This window comes from Mitsuokella jalaludinii DSM 13811 (assembly GCF_000702905.1).
GTDB classification, from domain to species: Bacteria; Bacillota; Negativicutes; order Selenomonadales; family Selenomonadaceae; genus Mitsuokella; species Mitsuokella jalaludinii.
In genome coordinates this window covers 1-19,737 of record NZ_JNKR01000007.1, presented here as the reverse complement: position 1 = coordinate 19,737, position 19,737 = coordinate 1, and the positions used below count along the sequence as shown (strand labels likewise).

At 62.5% G+C, this 19,737-nt stretch carries 16 protein-coding genes; 2 read left to right on the top strand and 14 right to left on the bottom strand.

Going from position 1 to position 19,737, the window contains the following annotated elements:
- Positions 1-50: 50 nt before the first annotated feature.
- Positions 51-1,085 carry an N-acetyl-gamma-glutamyl-phosphate reductase gene (gene argC, locus T518_RS05470; protein ID WP_036376455.1) on the bottom strand — a complete coding sequence of 345 codons (1,035 nt, stop codon included), beginning with the start codon at positions 1,083-1,085 and terminating at the stop codon, positions 51-53.
- A gap of 192 nt (positions 1,086-1,277) precedes the next feature.
- Between argC and T518_RS05465 the strand changes: the two genes are divergently transcribed.
- Complete coding sequence (locus tag T518_RS05465; RefSeq protein ID WP_036376452.1) at positions 1,278-2,114, top strand: transglycosylase domain-containing protein; 837 nt, start codon at positions 1,278-1,280, stop codon at positions 2,112-2,114.
- Between the two features lie 69 nt (positions 2,115-2,183).
- Here T518_RS05465 and T518_RS05460 read toward each other — a convergent pair whose 3' ends face one another.
- The 6 genes from T518_RS05460 to T518_RS05435 form a co-directional block, all read right to left on the bottom strand.
- Positions 2,184-2,750 (bottom strand): hypothetical protein, encoded by a 567-nt coding sequence (locus T518_RS05460; RefSeq protein WP_036376450.1) that lies wholly within the window; start codon positions 2,748-2,750, stop codon positions 2,184-2,186.
- 626 nt (positions 2,751-3,376) lie between these two features.
- Positions 3,377-4,255, bottom strand: coding sequence for an L-serine ammonia-lyase, iron-sulfur-dependent, subunit alpha (gene sdaAA / locus T518_RS05455; RefSeq protein ID WP_081828429.1), 879 nt, complete (start codon positions 4,253-4,255; stop codon positions 3,377-3,379).
- A gap of 15 nt (positions 4,256-4,270) precedes the next feature.
- Positions 4,271-4,933: an L-serine ammonia-lyase, iron-sulfur-dependent subunit beta gene (gene sdaAB / locus T518_RS05450; RefSeq protein ID WP_036376447.1), complete on the bottom strand. Its 663-nt coding sequence runs from the start codon at positions 4,931-4,933 to the stop codon at positions 4,271-4,273.
- Between the two features lie 122 nt (positions 4,934-5,055).
- Positions 5,056-5,943 (bottom strand): 4-hydroxy-tetrahydrodipicolinate synthase, encoded by an 888-nt coding sequence (gene dapA, locus T518_RS05445; protein ID WP_036376444.1) that lies wholly within the window; start codon positions 5,941-5,943, stop codon positions 5,056-5,058.
- Positions 5,944-6,080: 137 nt separating this feature from the next.
- Positions 6,081-8,996 (bottom strand): insulinase family protein, encoded by a 2,916-nt coding sequence (locus tag T518_RS05440; protein ID WP_036376441.1) that lies wholly within the window; start codon positions 8,994-8,996, stop codon positions 6,081-6,083.
- Between the two features lie 42 nt (positions 8,997-9,038).
- Positions 9,039-9,638: a hypothetical protein gene (locus tag T518_RS05435; RefSeq protein WP_036376438.1), complete on the bottom strand. Its 600-nt coding sequence runs from the start codon at positions 9,636-9,638 to the stop codon at positions 9,039-9,041.
- Between the two features lie 149 nt (positions 9,639-9,787).
- On the opposite strand from T518_RS05435, the gene T518_RS05430 reads away from it, so the two are divergent.
- Complete coding sequence (locus T518_RS05430) at positions 9,788-10,570, top strand: ZIP family metal transporter (protein ID WP_036376435.1); 783 nt, start codon at positions 9,788-9,790, stop codon at positions 10,568-10,570.
- Between the two features lie 469 nt (positions 10,571-11,039).
- On the opposite strand, the gene murB is transcribed toward T518_RS05430, so the two are convergent.
- The 7 genes from murB to T518_RS05395 all read right to left on the bottom strand — a co-directional run bounded on the left by murB (position 11,040) and on the right by T518_RS05395 (position 19,224).
- On the bottom strand, positions 11,040-11,957 hold the full coding sequence (gene murB, locus T518_RS05425) for a UDP-N-acetylmuramate dehydrogenase (RefSeq protein ID WP_036376431.1): 918 nt from the start codon (positions 11,955-11,957) through the stop codon (positions 11,040-11,042).
- A gap of 67 nt (positions 11,958-12,024) precedes the next feature.
- Complete coding sequence (gene trmL, locus T518_RS05420; RefSeq protein WP_036376428.1) at positions 12,025-12,516, bottom strand: tRNA (uridine(34)/cytosine(34)/5-carboxymethylaminomethyluridine(34)-2'-O)-methyltransferase TrmL; 492 nt, start codon at positions 12,514-12,516, stop codon at positions 12,025-12,027.
- Positions 12,517-12,683: 167 nt separating this feature from the next.
- The gene (gene ilvD / locus T518_RS05415; RefSeq protein ID WP_036376425.1) at positions 12,684-14,336 is read right to left on the bottom strand and encodes a dihydroxy-acid dehydratase; all 1,653 of its coding nucleotides are present in this window, start codon (positions 14,334-14,336) and stop codon (positions 12,684-12,686) included.
- A 107-nt stretch (positions 14,337-14,443) separates the two neighbouring features.
- Complete coding sequence (gene cobO, locus T518_RS05410) at positions 14,444-15,091, bottom strand: cob(I)yrinic acid a,c-diamide adenosyltransferase (RefSeq protein WP_282723681.1); 648 nt, start codon at positions 15,089-15,091, stop codon at positions 14,444-14,446.
- Entirely contained in the window at positions 15,088-16,392 is a 1,305-nt protein-coding gene (locus T518_RS05405) for a sensor histidine kinase (protein ID WP_036376422.1), read from the bottom strand. Before T518_RS05405 ends, cobO begins: the two co-directional genes overlap by 4 nt.
- On the bottom strand, positions 16,392-17,069 hold the full coding sequence (locus tag T518_RS05400) for a response regulator transcription factor (RefSeq protein WP_036376419.1): 678 nt from the start codon (positions 17,067-17,069) through the stop codon (positions 16,392-16,394). The genes T518_RS05405 and T518_RS05400 overlap by 1 nt, the downstream gene beginning before the upstream one ends.
- Positions 17,070-17,166: 97 nt before the next feature.
- On the bottom strand, positions 17,167-19,224 hold the full coding sequence (locus tag T518_RS05395) for an EAL domain-containing protein (RefSeq protein ID WP_036376416.1): 2,058 nt from the start codon (positions 19,222-19,224) through the stop codon (positions 17,167-17,169).
- Positions 19,225-19,737: the final 513 nt, after the last annotated feature.

Genomic DNA, 19,737 nt, shown 5'->3' with positions numbered 1-19,737 from the left:
GATTCCTCCTAAATGTAAATGGTTTCGATTTCGTATGCGCCTCGCGATACTCAGGGGTACATCGGCACGAAGTCAAGGCCCGTCTTCTCGTCGAAGCCGCAGGCGATGTTGAAGTTCTGGACGGCCTGCCCCGCCGCGCCCTTGACGAGGTTGTCGATGGCGGAGAGCACGATCACGCGGTGCGTGCGCTCGTCGATGTGCCAGGCGATGTCGCAGAAGTTCGAGCCGCGGACTTCCTTCGTCGAGGGGTAGCCGCCGCGGCCGAGCAGCCGGATGAAGAACTCCTTGCTGTAGGCCTTCTCGAAGGCGGCGTCGACGAGCTCCGGCGTCACGCCCTCCTTGAGCGTCGCGTAGCACGTCGCGAGGATGCCGCGCGACATCGGCACGAGGTGCGGCGTGAAGTTGATAACCGTCGCCTCGCCCGAGAGATCCGTGACGGCCTGCTCAATCTCCGGCGTGTGGCGGTGATGCGCGACATTGTAGGCGCGGAAATTGTCGTAGAGCTCCGGGAAGTGGTTGGCCTGCTTCGGCGAGCGGCCCGCGCCCGAGACGCCTGACTTCGCGTCGACGATGATCGTATTGACATCGATGAGATGCGCGCGCGCGAGCGGCGCGAGCGCGAGGATGCTGGCCGTCGTGAAGCAGCCGGCGTTGCCGATGATCTTGGCATCGCGAATCTCGTCGCGGTAGAGCTCGGCGAGGCCGTAGACGCGCTCGGCTTCAGGATCCGTGTGCGGCACGTGGTACCACGCCTCGTAGACACTCGTATCGCGGAAGCGGTAGTCAGCGCCGAGATCGATGATGCGCACCGGCAGGTCCCGGAGCGCGCGGCCGACCTTCATCGCATGGCCGTGCGGCAGGCCGATGAAGACGAAATCGCTGTCCTTGCCGATGGCCTCGATGTCCTTCATGCTCTCGAGCACCATGTCGTAGCAGCCTCGCAGGTGCGGGTAGAGATCCGCGATCTTCTCGCCCGTGTGGCTCTCGGATGTGATGTGCACGACTTCTGCCTGCGGATGATTGTAGAGGATGCGCAGGAGCTCCGCTCCCGCGTATCCCGTTGCTCCCAGGACACTGACTTTCATACTAGTTCCTCCTCCGGGGCTCGGCCCCTTGAATTGATGTTTATAATTATACATCTATGCTGTATAATATTGCAAGCCTTTTCTTTACAATTTTACAGATTTTTTTGTGGACCCTCTCATCGCATTTGGCGATGCGGTTGCTGACGAAATAAACCGTGCGTGTTATAATGAGGACAAAGGAGTGTTTATTTCATGGCAACAAGACGACGGCGGTCACCAAAACGGCTAATCCGCTTTCTTTTTTTCCTCTTGATCCTGTTCCTCGCCGCCTTCTTCGTATCGGGCGGGCTGGCCGTCTTCTCCGCAAAGACGTGGCAGAGCGCAGGCGGCTTCCTGCCGCGACCGACGCAGAGCGTGCCCGCCAACGAGATGACGGACGAGGTGCACCATCCGGGCTTTTCCGACCGGCTGAGCCGCGTCATCTTCCTGCGGCGCGCCGTCGAGAGCCGCGTCAATGTGCGCGACCCGCACTACGTCAAGCTGCAGGACACGCCCGACTCCCTGCAGCAGGCCATCGTCGCCGTCGAGGACCGGCGCTTCTACAGCCACCACGGCTTCGACTTCGAGGGCATCGCGCGCGCCACCCTCGTCAACCTGCAGTCCGGCGAGATCGAGGAGGGTGCGAGCACCATCACGCAGCAGCTCGTCAAGAATCTCTTCCTCTCGCACGAGCAGTCCTTCGGCCGCAAGGCCGAGGAGTTCGTGCTGGCGCTCGACATGGAGTGGAACTACTCGAAGGACGAGATCCTCGAGATGTACCTCAACACCATCTACTACGGCTCGAACTACTACGGCATCGGCGCCGCCTCCGAGGGCTACTTCGGCAAGCGGCCGCGCGATCTCGCCCTGCCCGAATCGGCCATGCTCGCCGGCCTGCCGAACGCCCCCTCGCTCTACTCCCCCTACGTCGACTTCATGATGGCCAAGAAGCGCCAGTTCATCGTGCTCGACGCGATGGTCAGCTGCGGCTACATCGACAAGACGATGGCCGAAGACGCCAAGATCAAGCCGCTCTACCTCGCACACTGAGCCCATCCCCCCGACAACCCGTCGGCCAATCAAAAAAGACAAGGCATTGTGCCTTGTCTTTTTTATGCATCATTTCTTTTTGCTGTTTTCCTTCTGCTGCTCGACAGCGGAGCGCTCGAAGTGCTTGTAGAACTGCTCTGCCATGTTCGTGTAGGTGGCAACCGTATCGCCCTCGCTGCGGTTGGCCTGGATTTGGTACGTGTAGAGGAGCTCGTTCGTGCCGGCCTTGTAGACGTCGAAGAAGAACGTCGTGCGGCTGTCATTGGCGACCGTCAGGATGACGTAGGCATCCGCGTAATTAGCGACATACTGCTTGAAGTCCTTGGCTGCCGTGCGGCGGTCGAGCGCCTTGATGTCGATGTTCTGGTCCGCCTTGATGTTCTGTGCGACCGTGTCATACGAGATGACATAGCAGCGCGCCACGCGGCTCGACTCATAGACGATCTGCGTGAGCATGTCCTTGTTCGGGGATTTCGGGTCGACCTGCATGTAGAGCGGCGAGCCGATGGCCAGACGGTGGATGGCCGTGAGATCAGCCCCCTCCTGGACCGTGACCTTGTCGGCATTTGCAAAAGCAACCTGCGTGCCGAGCACGACCATGCAGGCGATGAGCAGCATCTGGATGATTTTCTTCATATAATAATCTCTCCTTGCACTATATTTTGCGAATCATCTCGCATTGTTATTCTCATTTTACACTGCCTGGCAAAGATACGCAAGGAAAAAAGCACAGACCCGCCATCAGACTAGTCTGCAGCAGGCGAAGTCCGCAGCGGGCGGAGAGGACTGCCCAACGGCAAGATCCACCGTCAGCAGGAGAGGGCTGACCATAAGCGGAGCTTTGGCCGCCTGCGTCAAGAACGCATTTTTTTGCCGACCAGATTCCCTGCTGGGAAGCGTCGTCCAAGCGAAGCGCGTTTCGCTCCCCGGCAAGGATGTATTCCAGGGCAAAACATGCGTTTAGCAGCCGGTCATGCGGAGCGTTGGGCAGTCCTCTCCGCCTTGCCAGGCTAAGTCTCTCCGGCCCGACGGCAAGATTCACCGCTAGCAGGAGCGGGCTGACCATAAGCGGAGCTTTGGCCGCCTGCGTCAAGAACGCATTTTTTTGCCGACCAGATTCCCTGCTGGGAAGCGTCGTTCAAGCGAAGCGCGTTTCGCTCCCCGGCAGGGATGTATTCCAGGGCAAAAACATGCGTTTAGCAGCCGGCCATGCGGAGCGTTGGGCAGCCCTCTCCTGCGGCCGGGCTAAGTCTCTCCCCCCCTCAGTCGGGATAGACGCGCTTCTCGATGGCCTTGGCCGTCGGCGTGACGGCGAGGCCTGCTTCGCTCGTCTCGCGCAGCGACTTCGGCAGGAGATGGCCGACCTCGTTCATCGCGGCGATGACCTCATCGACAGGGATGACCGACCGGATGCCCGCCATCGTCATATCAGCGGCCGTCATGGCGACGACCGTCGCGAAGCCGTTGCGCTTGACGCACGGCACCTCGACGAGGCCGGCGACGGGATCGCAGACGAGCCCCATGAGATTCTTGATGGCGAGCGCCGTGCCATTGCCGATCATCGCCGGCGTGCCGCCCGCGAGCTCGACGAGCGCTGCCGCCGCCATGCCGGCCGCCGTGCCGCATTCCGCCTGGCAGCCGCCCGCTGCGCCCGCGATCGAGGCGTTCTGGTCGACGACCATGCCGATGCCCGCCGCCGTCAGCAGCGCGAGCACCACATCCGCATCCGCAAGATGGCGCTGCTTCTTGGCCGCGTAGAGCGCCGCCGGCACGATGCCGCACGAACCGGCCGTCGGGCACGCGACAATGCGCCCCATGACCGCGTTGACCTCACTGATGCCCACCGCACAGGCCGCCGCCTCGATGGCCGCCTCCCCCATGTACCCGCTCGTGCGGTACGCGTAGAGCTTTTTCGCGTCGCCGCCCGTCATGCCCGAGAGCGACCGCTCCGTATTCTGGATGCCGCGCACAATCGACTCCTGCATGACCTGCCAGTTCTTCAGCATCGCCTGCAGGACCTCGCCGCGCGAGCGCTCCCTGTCGTGCATCTCGCGCGCGAGCACGATCTCGTGGACCGGCACATGCTGCGCTTCGGCGAGCGCCACGAGCTCCGCGACCGTATTGAAATTCACCTGTATCATCTCGTACTCCTTTCGCTAGATGGCCGGAATGGCAAAGGCCGTCTCGACCTCGTAGACCGCGCAGCACTCCGCGACGACATCGCCGGAGAGCGGCTCGTCGAGCTCGAGGATCATCATGGCCATCTCGCCGCGGCTCTGGCGCGAGACGCGCATGAAAGCGATGTTGTACTCGTAGCGCGCGAGGATCTGCGTGACCTTCGTGATGATGCCGGGCTTGTCGTGGTGGATCGTGATGAGAGCCGGGTAGATGCCCGTGAGCTCGACCTCGTAGCCGTCGATGTTCGTGATGCGGATGTTGCCGCCGCCCACAGACGCGCCGCGCACGCGCACCGTGCGCCCCGAAGCCCCCGTCAGGTGGATGACCGCCGTATTCGGATGCGCCTGCTCTAGATTGACCTTCTGGAACGAGAAGACGAGCCCCTGCTCCTCGGCAATGGCCAGCGCCTCGCGGATGCGCTCGTCGTCGGGCGCAAAGCCCAAGATGCCCGCGATCAGCGCCTTGTCCGTGCCGTGGCCGCGGTACGTCTGCGCGAACGACCCGTGCAGGTTGATGTCCGCGCGTACGGCCGGCTCGCCGAGGACCTTGCGGGCCATGAGGCCGAGCCGCACCGCACCCGCCGTGTGCGAGCTCGACGGGCCGATCATGACCGGCCCGACTATGTCAAATACACCGTGCATATACTCTCTCTTTCTCTGCTCCATGCAGATACATACAGAAATACAGAAAGCCTTCAAGACCTCGACTGCATCGTCTCGGGTTCTTGAAGGCTTTTGCTCAAAAATCAGCGGCTATTGCCAGCTCACTTAATCAGGCCGTGGTTGCGCAGGGCCGTCTCGAGCTGCTTCTTGTGCTCCGGCTCCATCTCGGAGAGCGGCATGCGCAGCGGGCCGGCTGCATAGCCGAGCTTGCGCATCGCGACCTTTACAGGGATCGGGTTGACCTCGCAGAAGAGCGCGTCGATGAGGTCCGCATAGGCAATCTGCATCTTGCCGGCTTCCTCAGCCTTGCCGTCGAAGTAGAGCTGGCACATGTCGTGCGTCTCCTTCGGCGCGACGTTCGAGAGGACGGAGATGACGCCCTTGCCGCCGAGCGAGAGGATCGGGACGATCTGGTCGTCGTTGCCCGAGTAGACATCGAGGCTGTCGCCGCAGGCAGCGCGCAGGCGCAGGATCTTCGAGAGGTCGCCGTTGGCCTCCTTGACCGCAACGATGTTCGGGATCTTGGCGAGCTCGACGTACGTCGGGATCTGGATGCCGACACCCGTGCGCGACGGCACATCGTAGAGGATAATCGGGATGTTGATGCTCTCCGCGATGGCCTTGTAATGCGCGATCAGGCCCTTCTGCGTGCACTTGTTGTAGTACGGCGTGACGACGAGCACGGCATCCGCACCGACGCTTTCCGCGTACTTCGAGAGTTCGATGGCGTAGGACGTCTCGTTCGAGCCCGTGCCGGCGATGACCGGGATGCGGCCCTTGACCGTGTCGACAGCGCACTTGATGGCCGCTCTGTGCTCCTCGTCCGTCATCGTGGCCGACTCACCGCTCGTGCCCGTGATGACGATGGCATCCGTACCGCCCTTGATCTGGTCCTCGATGATGCGGCTGAGTTCTTCGAAGTTGATACCATCCTCCGTGAACGGCGTGATGATGGCGACACCTGCACCTTTGAAAATTGTCTTCTTCATCCAGAAAGCCTCCCATACTCCTGTCCTGCTATGCCGCCCGCGGCAGCAGGACATCGACTCATATTATGATATCTCCTTCATTATCCCATGTCCACAGAGGAAAGTCAACGCCTTCTCCAGAGGACAAATGTTGCATCTCAGAGCGCCGGCTTGATGGAGCCGAAGGCGTCCTTCGCCGCGGCGATCTTCTCGTCGTTGCCGAAGACGCAGAGGACGTTCTCCTTCATGCAGTCCGCGATGAGCGGGGCGAGTGCGCGGATGTCCTCCTGGCGCGTCGCGAGGATCTCCGCGCGGCGCTGCTGGCGGTCCGCCTCCGTGATGCCGCGCAGGTAGCACGTCGCGGCCGCATCGCCCTTCATCATCGGCGTCAGCGGCGTGTCGACGCCGCTCATCGTGCCGATGATGAACTTGTCCATCTCGCGCTCCGACGCCTCAAAGTGCGCCGCATAGTCCGCCGTGCCGTCAAAGACGGCGAGCGTCTCGCGGAGGTTCGGGTCGCGGTAGGAGCCGAAGTACATGAAGCCGTTGCGGTTGAAGCCCGTGAAGGCGCCGTAGGCACCGCCCTGCACGCGGATCTTCGTCCAGAAGTAGTCGTAGCGCAAAAGCGTCTCTAAAACGGCCATGCTGCCCGTGTAGCGGTAGCCGAGGCGCAGGAAGTTCGCGCCCTTGCCGACGTACTGCACGCGGCTCGAGGACGTCAGGCCCTCGTTCTCCGGCTCGACCTTCCAGTCAAACGAAGCCGCCGGGAACACGTCCTGCGAGAAGCTCTGCTGCAGGGCGCCGAAGGCCTCGGCAAAGGCCGGGTACTCCTCTTCCCTGAGCGTGACGCTGACGATGAGGCCGTTGCGGTTGAAGAGCTTCGGCAGCAGCGTCTTGAACACCTGCTGCATCTTGGCGAGACTTCCCGCAAAGTCCGCCTCAAACGCCTTGAGGAACGGATAGAACGGCAGGCCGCCCTCGTCGGCGTAGCGGCCCGCGCGCGAGAGGTAGGCCGCGAGGCGCGAGACGATGATCTGGTTGGCGGCGCGCTGCAGATTGAGCTCGATGGACGTCTCCTCCTGCTCGACGAGCTCGCGGATGCGCTTCTCATCCGTAAAGCGGCTCTCGGTCAGGATCTCCTGCAGGAGCGCCATGAGCTCCGGCAATCTCTTGACGAGCGCCTTCGCGCGGACGCGCAGCTTCGGCAGCAGCGAGTCTGGCTCGCCGTTTCGCGTGTAGACGACGACATCCGACGCGATGCCGCCCGTGTGCAGGTTGCGCAGGTTCGCGAGCTCCGCGTACGTGTGCTTCTCCGTATCGACCATGCCGAGGAGCTCACTCAAGAGATAGAGGTACGGCAGCTCCTCCTGCGTCACGGCGCTCGCGTCGAAGTAGAGATTGAGGTAGGCGATGCCGTTCGTGTGGACATCGCTGAAGAGCACCTTCGTGCCGCCAAGATTGCGGACCTCGAGCGGCAGCGGGTACGACTCCTTGCGGATGTCTGAGAGCTTCAGCACCGGGATCGTGTGCAGGGCCTCCTCCGTCTCCGGGCTCTGCTGGCGCTCCTTGAGCGCCTGCGTCGCCGCGATCGTCGCCTCGATCTCCGCGTCGCTCATCGCCGCCTTCTTCGCGGCGAGCTTCTCCTGCTGCTCCTTCTCGCGGCGCGCGGCCATCTGCGTGTCCGGCACCATCGCGAGCAGGCTGCGGTGCGGGTTCGCGAGGAAGTACGTCTCGACGAGCGACTCGAAGTAGCGCCCCGAGAGCCCGTCCTTCATCTCTTGCAGCAGGTCCTCATAGCGCAGGTACGTCTCGGGAGCGCCGCCGTAGAGCCAGCTCTTCATGATGCGGATGCCGTAGATGAGCCCCTTCGGCGCCGAGCCGAAGTCGGCTTCGCGCAGGCGGAACTCCATAAGGTTGATGGACGCCTCGAGCAGCTCGCGGTCGATGCCGTTCTCGGCGAGCTGCTGGAGCTTCGTCATCGTCAGGTGGTAAAACTTGTCGAGGCGCTCCGGCTCTGCGTTGTTGACGATGATGCTGAAGAACGGCTGCAGCATGTCCGTCTCGAAGATGGAGTCGACGTCGCGGCCGAGCTTCGCGTCGATGAGCGCCTTGCGCAGCGGTGCGGCCGGCGTGCGCAGGAGCGCGTGCTCGAGGATCTCGAGGCCCATCATCGCCTTGTGGTCGAGCGACTGGCCCGTCGTCCAGCTCAGCGCGAGGAACGTCTTCTCATCGGTCCCCTCCTCTTCGCTGACGGGATACGGCACCGTCTCGCGCTTGAGGTGCGAGAACGCCGGCTGCAGGTCGATCTTCGACGGCACGGGGATGCGGTCGAAGTGCGAGAGGTATTCCTCGTCGAGGTAGCGCAGCTTCTCCTCGATGTCCATCGCGCCGTAGAGGTAGATGTAGCTGTTCGACGGGTGGTAGTACTTCGCGTGGAAGGCGATGAACTTCTCCTGCGTGAGGTCCGGGATGGCCTCCGGGTCGCCGCCCGACTCGTGGCCGTACGTCGTCTCCGGGTAGAGCGCGTGCATGATGCGGCTCTCGAGCAGGTCATCCGGCGAGGACAGCGCGCCCTTCATCTCGTTGTAGACGACACCGCTGTACGCGAGCGGGTCCTCCTTCTTCTCGATCTCATAGTGCCAGCCCTCCTGCATGAGCACCTGCGGGTTCTCGCGCATGTCCGGGTAGAAGACAGCGTCGAGGTAGACGTCCATGAGGTTCTGGAAGTCCTTGTCGTTGCGGCTGGCCACCGGGTACATCGTCTTGTCGGGGTACGTCATCGCATTGAGGAAGGTGTTCAAGGAGCCCTTGACGAGCTCGACGAACGGCTCCTTGAGCGGGTACTTGCGCGAGCCGCAGAGCGTCGAGTGCTCGACGATGTGCGCGACGCCCGTGTCGTCGACAGGCGGCGTGCGGAACGAGATGGAAAAGACCTTATTGTCATCGTCGTTGGCGAGGAAGAAGAGGCGCGCGCCGCTCTTCTCGTGCTCGAACGTGTAGGCCATCGAGTCGACTTCGTGGATGTACTCTTTATGTTTCAGGCAAAAGCCGTGGATTCTGTCGTTTACTTCCATAAAAATAAATGCTTCCTTTCGTTCTGTCGGATTTATTCTCTGTCACTGTATCGTCTCGAGCAGCTTTCGCTGCAGGAGATGGAGGTTGTTGTTGGAGGTCATGATGATGGATGCCGACTTCGGCGCGGCATTCTTGGCCTTCTCGGTGCAGGCGTGCGAGACGGCATTCGTGTTGATGATGATGTAGTCGGCCTGCGCGAGCGCGGAGCGATCGAAGTTCTTCTCACTGCCGAGGAAGTGCATCGTCGGGAAGACTTCTGCGGCCTTCTTCTGCCACTTCTCCGTGCCGCCGACGACGTAGATGCGGAAGGAATCGAAGAACTCCTGCTCCTCCCGCGTCCGGGCCGGTTCGGCTGGAGAATCTTCTACCGGGACGCCTGCCGCATCGGCAGGCGGTTCATCCTGTGCGGGAGGCTCATACATTGCGAGCCTCTTCCGCAGCTGCCGATTCTCCTCGCGCAGGGCGTCGAGCTCGTCCCGCTGCCTGATGCGCGCGACGATCGCGTCCTCGATCTCCCGGCGGCAGTCGGCGAGCTTTGCCGCCTGCTCCTCTAGCTTCGCCTGCAAAGCGGCAATCTCCTGTTCGAGTGCCGCCTTCTCGGTGAAGACATTGCGCGTCTTCTTCTCTCTGCTGTTTGCCATACCAACACACTCCGCTCCAAACCATACGTATACACTATTATAGCACAGATCCGTTTTCTTTCTCAATGTCGGACAGCCGCGGGCCACCATTTCCTTTTGGGCATCTTTCCTGTATAATAGAAAGAAACGAAAGAAAAGGAGGGATTCTCATGCCGATTGAGATCCTGCAGGGACTTGCCATCCCGTTCCTCGGCACGACGCTCGGCGCGGCCTGTGTCTTTTTGCTGCGCGGGGAACTCGACCACCGCATCCAGAAGGCGTTCACGGGCTTTGCGGCGGGCATCATGGTCGCGGCTTCGGTCTGGAGTCTCCTGATCCCCTCGATGGAAGAGAGCAGCGCGCTCGGCGCCTACGCCTCGCTGCCGGCCGTCGCGGGCTTCTGGGCGGGCACGCTCTTCTTGCTGCTGCTCGACCACATCATCCCGCACCTCCACCTGAACAGCGAGGAGGCCGAGGGCCCGAAGAGCGCGCTCTCGAAGAACCTCAAGCTCGTGCTCGCGGTGACGCTGCACAACATCCCGGAGGGCATGGCGGTCGGCGTCGTGCTGGCGGGCTGGCTCACGGGCGGCGCGGACCTCTCGCTCGGCGCGGCGCTCGCGCTGTCGCTCGGCATCGCGATCCAGAACTTCCCGGAGGGCGCGATCATCTCGCTGCCGCTCGCGGCCAACGGCGAGGGACGCGTGAAGGCGTTCGTGCTCGGCACGCTGTCGGGCGTCGTGGAGCCGATTGGCGGGGCGCTGACGATCGTCGCGGCGAGCGTCGTCGTGCCGGTGCTGCCGTACCTGCTGGCGTTCGCGGCGGGCGCGATGCTCTACGTCGTCGTGGAGGAGCTCATCCCGGAGATGAGTGCGGGCCATCACTCGAATATCGGGGTGGTCGCGTTTTCGGTCGGGTTCACGCTGATGATGGCGCTGGATACGATACTGGGATGAGGAGTTTGGGTTTACATCGTGGCGTGGCCGGGGCGCAGCTGTTTCGGCTTCGTCGCTCCGTTGAATGAGCCCCATGTGGCAGAGTATGTGTCTAGGGGGTTCGCCGCCTGCCGCGGCGTTCTGACATCGCGAGGTCTAGGCGCGGCGGATTGGGGCTCAGCCCTGCGGGCGGTCACTGCGCTCCTGCAGGCGAAACAGCTGCGCCCCGGCCCGGTGTTGCTCGCGTTTTGGGACTTAGCCAGGCCCTGCTGCGGGCGGACGCTTCGCTGCGCCCTGCTCGGTGCTCTGAGCAGGGACTTAGTCCGGACTAAAGTACAGAGACGAGTTCGAGGGTAGTTCTTAGGGGCGATCGCTTCGCTGCGCCCCTCTAGTTTGCACGATTTTTCTTCTATGACGAAAAAAGACTGTCACTTTGTTGTGGCAGTCTTTTTGTATTGTTTATTTCCTTGCTCGATTCGATTTTCAGGGATCATGCATCGCCGATGATGCGGACTTCGGGGTGGAGCATGACGCCGTGTTTCTGGTAGACGCGCTGCTGGACTTCGTGGATGAGGCCGCGGACGTCGGCGGCGGTGGCGTTGCCGGTGGCGTTGACGACGAAGCCGGCGTGCTTGGTGGAAACCTGGGCGCCGCCGACCTGGAGGCCTTTGAGGCCGGTCTCCTGGATCAGGGTGCCGGCGAAGTAGCCTTTGGGGCGCTTGAAGGTGCTGCCGGCGCTGGGCATCTCGAGGGGCTGTTTGCTCTCGCGGCGCTGGGTGAAGTCGTCCATCTTGGCGCGGATGGCTTTGCTGTCGCCGGGCTCGAGGCTGAGCTCGACTTCGACGATGGCCTCGCCGTTATCCTGGAAGCGGCTGTGGCGGTAGCCGAGGTCGAGTTCGTCGCGGCTGTAGGTGTGGATCCTCCCCTCGCGGTCGACGGTGCGCACGGTGTCGGCGACGTTCTTCATCTCGCCGTCGTAGGCGCCGGCGTTCATGAAGATGGCGCCGCCGATGCTGCCGGGGATGCCGCAGGCGAATTCGAGGCCGGTCAGGCTGCTCTGCGCGGCGGCTTCGGAGACGTCTTTGAGGAGGGCGCCGGCGCCGGCGATGATGCGCGTGCCCTCATGGCGGATCTTGGCCATCGGGCGCGCGAATTTCACGACGACGCCGCGGATGCCCTTGTCCTGCACGAGGACGTTGGAGCCGTTGCCGAGGATGGTCAGCGGCAGCTTGTACTCGTTGACGAGGGCGAGGACCTTCTCGGTCTCCTCCATGGAGGCGGGGAAGATCAGGCAGTCGGCAGGGCCGCCGATCTTGAAGGTCGTGTGGAGTTTCATCGGCTCATCGAGGCGGAAGCGGTTCGGCTCGATGAAGGCCTGGCATTTCTGGACAAAGCTTTTGTCAATCATCAGTCATCATTCCCATCTGTACTATGGTCTTCACTATGGTCTTCTCGTCGTCTTGACGCGCGGCGCGTCAGCGGTGGTCCATGCGGAGGCCGGGGCCGGCTTCTGCGAGGTTCTGGAAGTCCATCTGCCGCATGGCCTCGTAGGCCACGACGGCGACGGAGTTGGAGAGGTTCAGCGAGCGTGCCTCAGCGATCATCGGGATGCGCACGCAGTGATCCCAGTTCGCCTTGAGGATGGGCTCGGGGATGCCGGCCGATTCCTTGCCGAAGACGAGCATGTCGTCCATCGTGTACGAGACTTCCGTATAGGAGCGCGGTGCCTTCGTCGACAAAAAGTAGAAGTTGTGGCCGGCGTAGCGCTCCTGGACTTCCTCGAAGCTGTCGTGGTAGTGGACCTTGACGAGCGGCCAGTAGTCGAGGCCGGCGCGCTTCAGGTGCTTGTCATCCGTCGAGAAGCCGAGCGGCCGCACGAGATGGAGCTCGATGCCCGTGCCGGCGCAGAGCCGCGCGATGTTTCCCGTGTTGCCCGGGATCTCTGGTTCAATCAATACGATATGCAATGGTTCTAACACCTCGGAATTGGAAGAAAACCCGCAGGAAGCGGAGTCTCATTGATTTCTTATAACTCATTCATTATAGCGAATCCCGAACGAAAATACAAGGTATCTCCCCCACGACAAAAAGAGAAGCAGCCTCGGCTGCTTCTCCTGTAGAGTCGCTTATGGGATTACTTGAGCACAGCGCCCGTGCTGGCGGACGTCGTGAGCTTTGCGTAGCGGGAGAGATAGCCCGTCTTGATCTTCGGCTCCGGCTTCTTCCAGTTCGCCTTGCGCTTGGCGAGCTCTTCGTCGCTGACGGCGAGCGAGAGGCTGCGGTTCGGGATGTCGATCGTGATCTCGTCGCCGTCCTCGATGAGGGCGATCGGGCCGCCTTCCATGGCCTCCGGCGAGATGTGGCCGACGCAGGCACCCTGGCTGGCGCCGCTGAAGCGGCCGTCGGTGATCAGGCCGACCTTGAGGCCGCGGCCCGTGATGACAGCCGTCGGGTTGAGCATCTCCTGCATGCCCGGGCCGCCCTTCGGGCCCTCGTAGCGGATGACGACGACATCGCCGTCGTGGATCGCGCCGGCCATGATGGCGTCGCAGGCCTCCGTCTCGGAGTTGTAGCACTTCGCCTTGCCCGTGTACGTCAGCATGTCCGGTGCGACGGCCGATGCCTTGACGACGGCGTAGTCCGGTGCGAGGTTGCCCTTGAGGATGGCGATGCCGCCCTCCTTGCGGTACGGGTCGTCGACGCTGTGGATGACCGTGCGGTCGAGGACTTCGGCGTTCTTGATGCGGTCGCCGACCGTGCCCGTGATCGTCAGGGCGTCGAGGTGGATGAGGTTCTTCTTCGCGAGCTCATGCATGACAGCCGGGATGCCGCCGGCCTCGTTGAGGTCCGTCATGTGGTGCTTGCCGGCCGGGCTGAGCTTCGTGATGTACGGCGTGCGGCGCGAGATCTCGTCGAAGAGCGGCGCCGGCAGCTCGATGCCGGCCTCGTGCGCGATGGCCGTCAGGTGAAGGACGGTGTTCGAGGAGCCGCCGATGCCCATGTCGACCGTGATGGCGTTCTCGAAGGCCTCGCGCGTCATGATGTCGCGCGGCTTGATGTCCTTCTTGATGAGGTCCAGGACGGCAGCGCCGGCGCGCTTGGCGAGCAGGCGGCGTGCGCCCGTGTAGGCAGCCGGGATCGTGCCGTTGCCCGGCAGGCCCATGCCGAGGACCTCCGTCAGGGAGTTCATCGTGTTGGCCGTGAAGAGGCCGGCGCAGGAGCCGCAGCCCGGGCAGCACTTCGACTCGAGGTCTGCCATCTCAGCGGCGTCCATCTGGCCGGCAGCGAACTTGCCGGCTGCCTCGAAGGCCTGGCTGACGCTGACATCGTGGCCGTGGAAGCGGCCCGGCAGCATCGGGCCGCCCGAGACGACGACGGCCGGGATGTTGAGGCGGGCTGCTGCCATCAGCATGCCCGGGACGACCTTATCGCAGTTCGGGATCAGGACGAGGCCGTCGAAGCCCGAGGCCATCGCGACGGCCTCGATCGAGTCCGCGATGAGCTCGCGGCTCGCGAGCGAGTACTTCATGCCCGTGTGGCCCATGGCGATGCCGTCGCAGACGCCGATGGCCGGGAACTCGATCGGCGTGCCGCCGGCTGCCGCGACGCCGAGCTTGGCCGCCTGCGCGATCTCGCGCAGGTGGATGTGGCCCGGGATGATCTCGTTGAAGGAATTGCAGATGCCGATCAGCGGCTTCTGGAGGTCCTCCGGACCATAGCCCATGGCATGGAATAAGGAACGGTGCGCACAGCGCGTGGCGCCTTTTTTGACAATATCACTTCTCATAAAGCAACTCTCCTATCTATTCTGTATCGCCTGCCTGCAATCTGTCTACACACAGCAGACAATCCGATGCAAAGATTCATGTGATACCTAGTTTACAACATTACGAATCAAAATTCAATGCCTTTTTGCGCTTTTATCCCCGCGGCGAACGGATGGCGCAGGCTGCGCATCTCCGTGATGAGGTCGGCCCGCTCCAGGAGCAGCGGGCAGGCCGCGCGGCCCGTGCAGACGAGGTGCACTTCTGGCGGGCGTCGTTCGAGCAACGCGCCGAGCTCCTCCTCCGTGATCAGGCCGAATCTGACGGCGTAATTGACCTCGTCGAGGATGACCATATCCCAGCGGCCGCTCTGCAGCTCGTCCGCGGCCATCTTCAGGGCCGCCTCCGCCGCCCGCCGGTGCTCCTCTTTCGGCTTCTCGCCCTTTCTCGTGAAACCGAGGCCGAGCGGCCGGAGCTCGATGCGGCCCTCGGCACGCGCGAGGACCTCGATGGCATGGCGCTCGCCCGTCTGCCAGCCGCCCTTGATGAACTGCAGGATGAGCACGCGCAGGCCGTCGCCCCAGGCGCGCACGGCGAGCCCCATGGCCGCCGTCGTCTTGCCCTTGCCATCCCCCGTGTGCACGATCAGCAGGCCGTGGCGCTCCATGCGCTCTTCCCGTCTCGCTTTCTCCATCTCCATGATTTTTTCTCCTGTTCTCTTGCAGAATGCCAGCAAAAAAGCCCGCCGGACGCGATAATCCGGCAGGCTCAGACTCATTTAAACTTCGTGCGCAGCTCGACAAAGAAGGTCGTGCCCTTGCCGAGCTCGCTCTGGATCCAGATGCGGCCCTTGTGCAGGTGGACGATCTCCTGCGCGATGGCGAGGCCGAGACCGTTGCCGCCCATCTCGCGCGAGCGCGCCTTGTCGACGCGGTAGAAGCGGTCGAAGACCTTTGCCTGGTCCTCCTTCGCGATGCCGATGCCCGTGTCGCTGACGGCAAAGCGCACCCTGCCCTTCTCCGTGCTCTCGTAGCGCACGGAGACGCGGCCGCCGTCCGGCGTGTATTTGACGGCGTTGTCGACGAGGATCAGCACGAGCTGGCGGATCTTCTGCTCGTCGGCCTGGATCTCGACCTTCGGCAGGTTCTCCGCCTGCAGGTCGATCTTCTTCTGCTCGGCGAGCGGCTGCATGAGGCGCGCCGTCTGCTCGATGAGCGCCGAGAGATTGAACTTCTGCGGCTTGAGCTTCAGCGCCTTGTTGTCGCTGCGCGCGACGACGAGCAGGTCGCTGACGAGCTTCGTCATCTTCTTGACCTCGTCGCGCACATCGTCGATGACCTGCCGCAGGAAAGGCGACTGGATCGACGGGTCGTTCTGCAGGAGCTCCGCCGAGGCCATGACGACGGCCAAGGGCGTCCGGAGCTCATGCGAGGCGTCCGCCGCGAACTGGCGCTGCTTCTCGTAGGCCTGCCGCAGCGGGATCATCGCCTTGCCCGAGAGGATGTGGCCGACGATCGTCGCGATGACCAGCGCGATGGCGCCGAGGAAGGCCAGCGCGTACGTCGCCTTCTCCATGCCGTTGTACATCGCCGTGACATCCTTGCCGACGTAGACCGTCTGCGTCGCATTGCCCTCATCGTCGCGGACCTGCTGGGCCGTCAGCATGATGCGGGCCTTGCGCGTGTTCTCCGAGCCGGGCTTCGAGAAGACCGTCACGCCGCCCGGCTCCACCTTCTCCTGCGCGATCGTGTCGAGGATGAAGGGCTCGATGCGGAACGAGGCGCGCGCGAAGTTCAAGAGGCGCCCCTCGTTGTCGAAGACATAGAAGAACAGGCGGTCATTCGTGCTCTTGTAGGCGATCGTATCGTCGAGCACGATCTCCGGGTGCTGGTTGAAGTACTCCTGCGCCTCCGCCACATTGCTCGCCGTGTCCATGAGCTCGCGCGCCTGCTCCGACGTGATCGACCACTCCATCGTCTTGTGCATCGCGAAGATCAGCACGACGAGGAAGATGATCATGACGATCGAGTAGAGCAGCGTGAGCTTGCGGCGGCTGCTGCCAAAGATGTTCTGCGCCATCAGCTCTTGGCCTCCAGCTTGTAGCCGACGCCGCGGACCGTCTTGATGACCGTGCCGCCGTCGCCGAGGTCAAGCTTCTTGCGCAGGATCTTCATGTAGGAGTCGATGTTGTTCGAGCTGACGTCCGACTCGAGGCCCCAGATGCGGTCGAGGATGATGTCGCGCGGCACGACGATGCCGATGTTCTGCGCGAGCAAGTCGAAGATCTGGAACTCGCGCGGCGAGAGCTGGATGACCTTGTCCTTCTTCTTGAGGACCTTCGCCGTGCGGTTCAGCGTGAACTCGCCGACCTCGACGATATCCTGCTGGATCTTCTGCGTGCTGCGGCGGCCGAGCGCGCGCAGGCGCGCCATGAGCTCCGCGAACTCGAACGGCTTGACGAGGTAGTCGTCCGCGCCCGCGTCGAGCCCCGTCACGCGGTCCTCGACCGAGTCGCGCGCCGTCAGCATCAGGATGGCCTTCTCATAGCCGTCCTTGCGCAGGCGGCTGCACGCCTCCACGCCCGTCTCCCCCGGCATCATCCAGTCGAGGATCAGGATGTCGTAGTCCGTGTACATCGCATACTCGTAGATATCACTGCCGTTCGTCACCCATTCGACCTGTATGTCATTCTGCTCCAGCATGTACTGGATGAGCTTGCCCAGGCGCTTGTCGTCCTCTGCCAGCAAAACCCGCATCGTCACCACTCCTCAAAAATCAAATGCTTTCTATATATATACACGCCTTCCGTGAAAAAAGACTGAAGCCCGCCAGGATGCGGCAGGCTCCAGCCTCTTACTTCTCTGCCTGCACCGGCTCGCTCCACGGGCGGGCCAGGCCGTCCGGGAAGCGCTCCTCAAAGTCTGCGACCGGGACGGGCCGCGAGTAGTAGAACCCCTGGAAGATATCGCAGCCGATCTGCGTGAGATCGCGGACCTGCTGGCTCGTCTCGACCCCCTCGACGACCGTCGGCATGCCGAGTTCGCGCGCGAGCGCCACGATTGAGCGCAGGATGATGCGGCTGCGCTCCTGATGCTCCGTCTTGCGCAAGAACTCCATGTCGATCTTCAGGATGTCCGCCTGGATGTCCTTGAGGAAGCTCAGGCTCGAGTAGCCGCTGCCGAAATCATCGATGGCGATCGTGAAGCCGTACTCCTTGAGCCGCTGGATGAGAGCGATGGCCTCCTTCGGCTTGTCCATGAAGACCGTCTCCGTGATCTCGAGCTCGAGATGCTCCGGGTCGATCTTGTACTCCTCGACGAGATGCGTGAAGACCTCGTAGAGGTCGAGGTAGTAGATGTCCTTGACCGAGATGTTGACCGAGATCCTGTAGCTGCCGAAGACCGGGTCATCCTTCCATGACTTCAGTAGGCGGCAGGCCATCTCCCAGATGTGGTAGTCGAGCTGCCAGATCTTGCCGTGCTCCTCGATGATTGGGATGAATACCGCGGGCGGGATCACGCGGCCGTCCTCGCAGACCCAGCGCGAGAGCGCCTCCGCGCCGATCACGTGCCGGTCCCCCGCCCCCACCTGCGCCTGCAGGTAGAGCTGGATCTCCCCGCGGCCCAGCGCATCCGAGAAGCGGCTCAGCACCGCGCGGTCGCGTATCTTGTCGGACATCATGTGATCCGAGTACCAGACAAAGCCGTTGCTCTCCTGCGTCTTCAAGACGCTCGCCGCCAAAAACGCGCGGTCGCAGAGCACCGAGATCGGCATGCGCCGGTCCGTGACGCGGCAGATGCCGATTGCGATCTGCAGGTCGAAGTGGATCGAGGTAAGCTCGTGCATGACCGTCTCGACCGTCTTGAGGTATTCCTCCGGCACGAAGTCCTCCGCCGGGATCAGCATGGCGAAGCGGTCCGCGCGGATGCGCCCGTAGGCCGTCCGCCGGTTCTGGCCGTAGCGCCGGCGCAGCATGCCGCCGACGCGCACCAGGAGCTCATTGCCCTTCGTCATGCCGTAGAGCCCGTTCAATAGCTTGAAGTCCCCGAAGTTCAGGCAGACCATGAGGTATTCCACATGCGGGTTGTCGTCCATGACGTGGCGCGCCTGCCGGTAGAAGCCGTACTTGTTGTAGATGCCCGTCAGGGCGTCGTGCATCGTGCCGAAGTGCTCCAGGTCGAGGTTCTTCTGGTCCTGCGTGCAGTCGCTGATGAGGAAGTACATGCCGACATCCATGCCCGTGCCGTCGTTGAGCGGGTAGCGGCAGATCTGCAGCGACCGCGGGCTCTCCTTCTCCCCGTACTGCTGCAGCCAGACCGTAGCCTCCGGGCTCGAGAGCGCATCCTCCTGGAACCAGTCCTTGAGGATGACCTCGAGCTTTGCCAGGCTGTCCGGGACATCGAAGAGGCGGAACGCCTCGCTGTTCGCATAGATGCAGTGCCCGCTCATATCAAACCAGACGACACCCGTCGGCAGGTTCTGCATGGCCATGCGCAGCGTCTCCTCAAACACCTTCCGGTCAAATCCCTTTTGCAGCATCGCGTGATGCCCGTCCTTCTTCATGCCCCGGCCCCTCTCTATGCGAATCAGCTCCATGACACAGGAAAACGTCGTGCCGTCCGCGAGCAGAAGCTCGATGGGGCGCGACGTGATGAAGTAGAGATCGCCGTCCTTGATCTCCGTCTTGTGCAGCTCCATGCCCGTCTTGAGTGCGCGCAGGCTCGTGCAGTTGCGGCAGCGGTTCGTGCTGCGCCAGACCGAATAACAGCCCTCGCCGTACTTGCACGAATGGTCCGCCCCGACCGAAAACGCATGGCATTCCTCCGGGTCGACGAGCCGCACGATATCGTACTCCTTCGAGAGCCGCGCCATCTCTGCCTTCACCTCGCGTTCCGTGAATTGCAGCGTCATGTCCATTCCTCCTCGGCTCCAAGCTCCTGCATCCAGCCGGAGCCGCCTTCTCTTCTCCCGTCACGTGCCCGCGCCAGAGCCACGGTAGACCTCCGCGCAGCACATCCGTAAACGATTCCATTCATAATTATAGCATTCGCCCTGCCAAAGTCAAAATCCTGCCGCGTCATGAAAATACGCCGTTTCGTCATGAACAGCCGCCGTTCCCCCTTCGCCTCCATTACGCCTTCCATGCTCTCTATACGGAGAGCGACGTTACATGGATGGTGTAGACGTGCCATTTCAATCCACGCTCCCTACATAGGGAGCGACGTGGAGCATATCCCAGATGCACCGCTGTGCAAGGTTTCAATCCACGCTCCCTACATAGGGAGCGACTAATTTTACGCTTTTACCGTTTTAATCTCAATAGTTTCAATCCACGCTCCCTACATAGGGAGCGACACGACATCGAGCACCCATTTGCCGAGATCCTCGTTGTTTCAATCCACGCTCCCTACATAGGGAGCGACG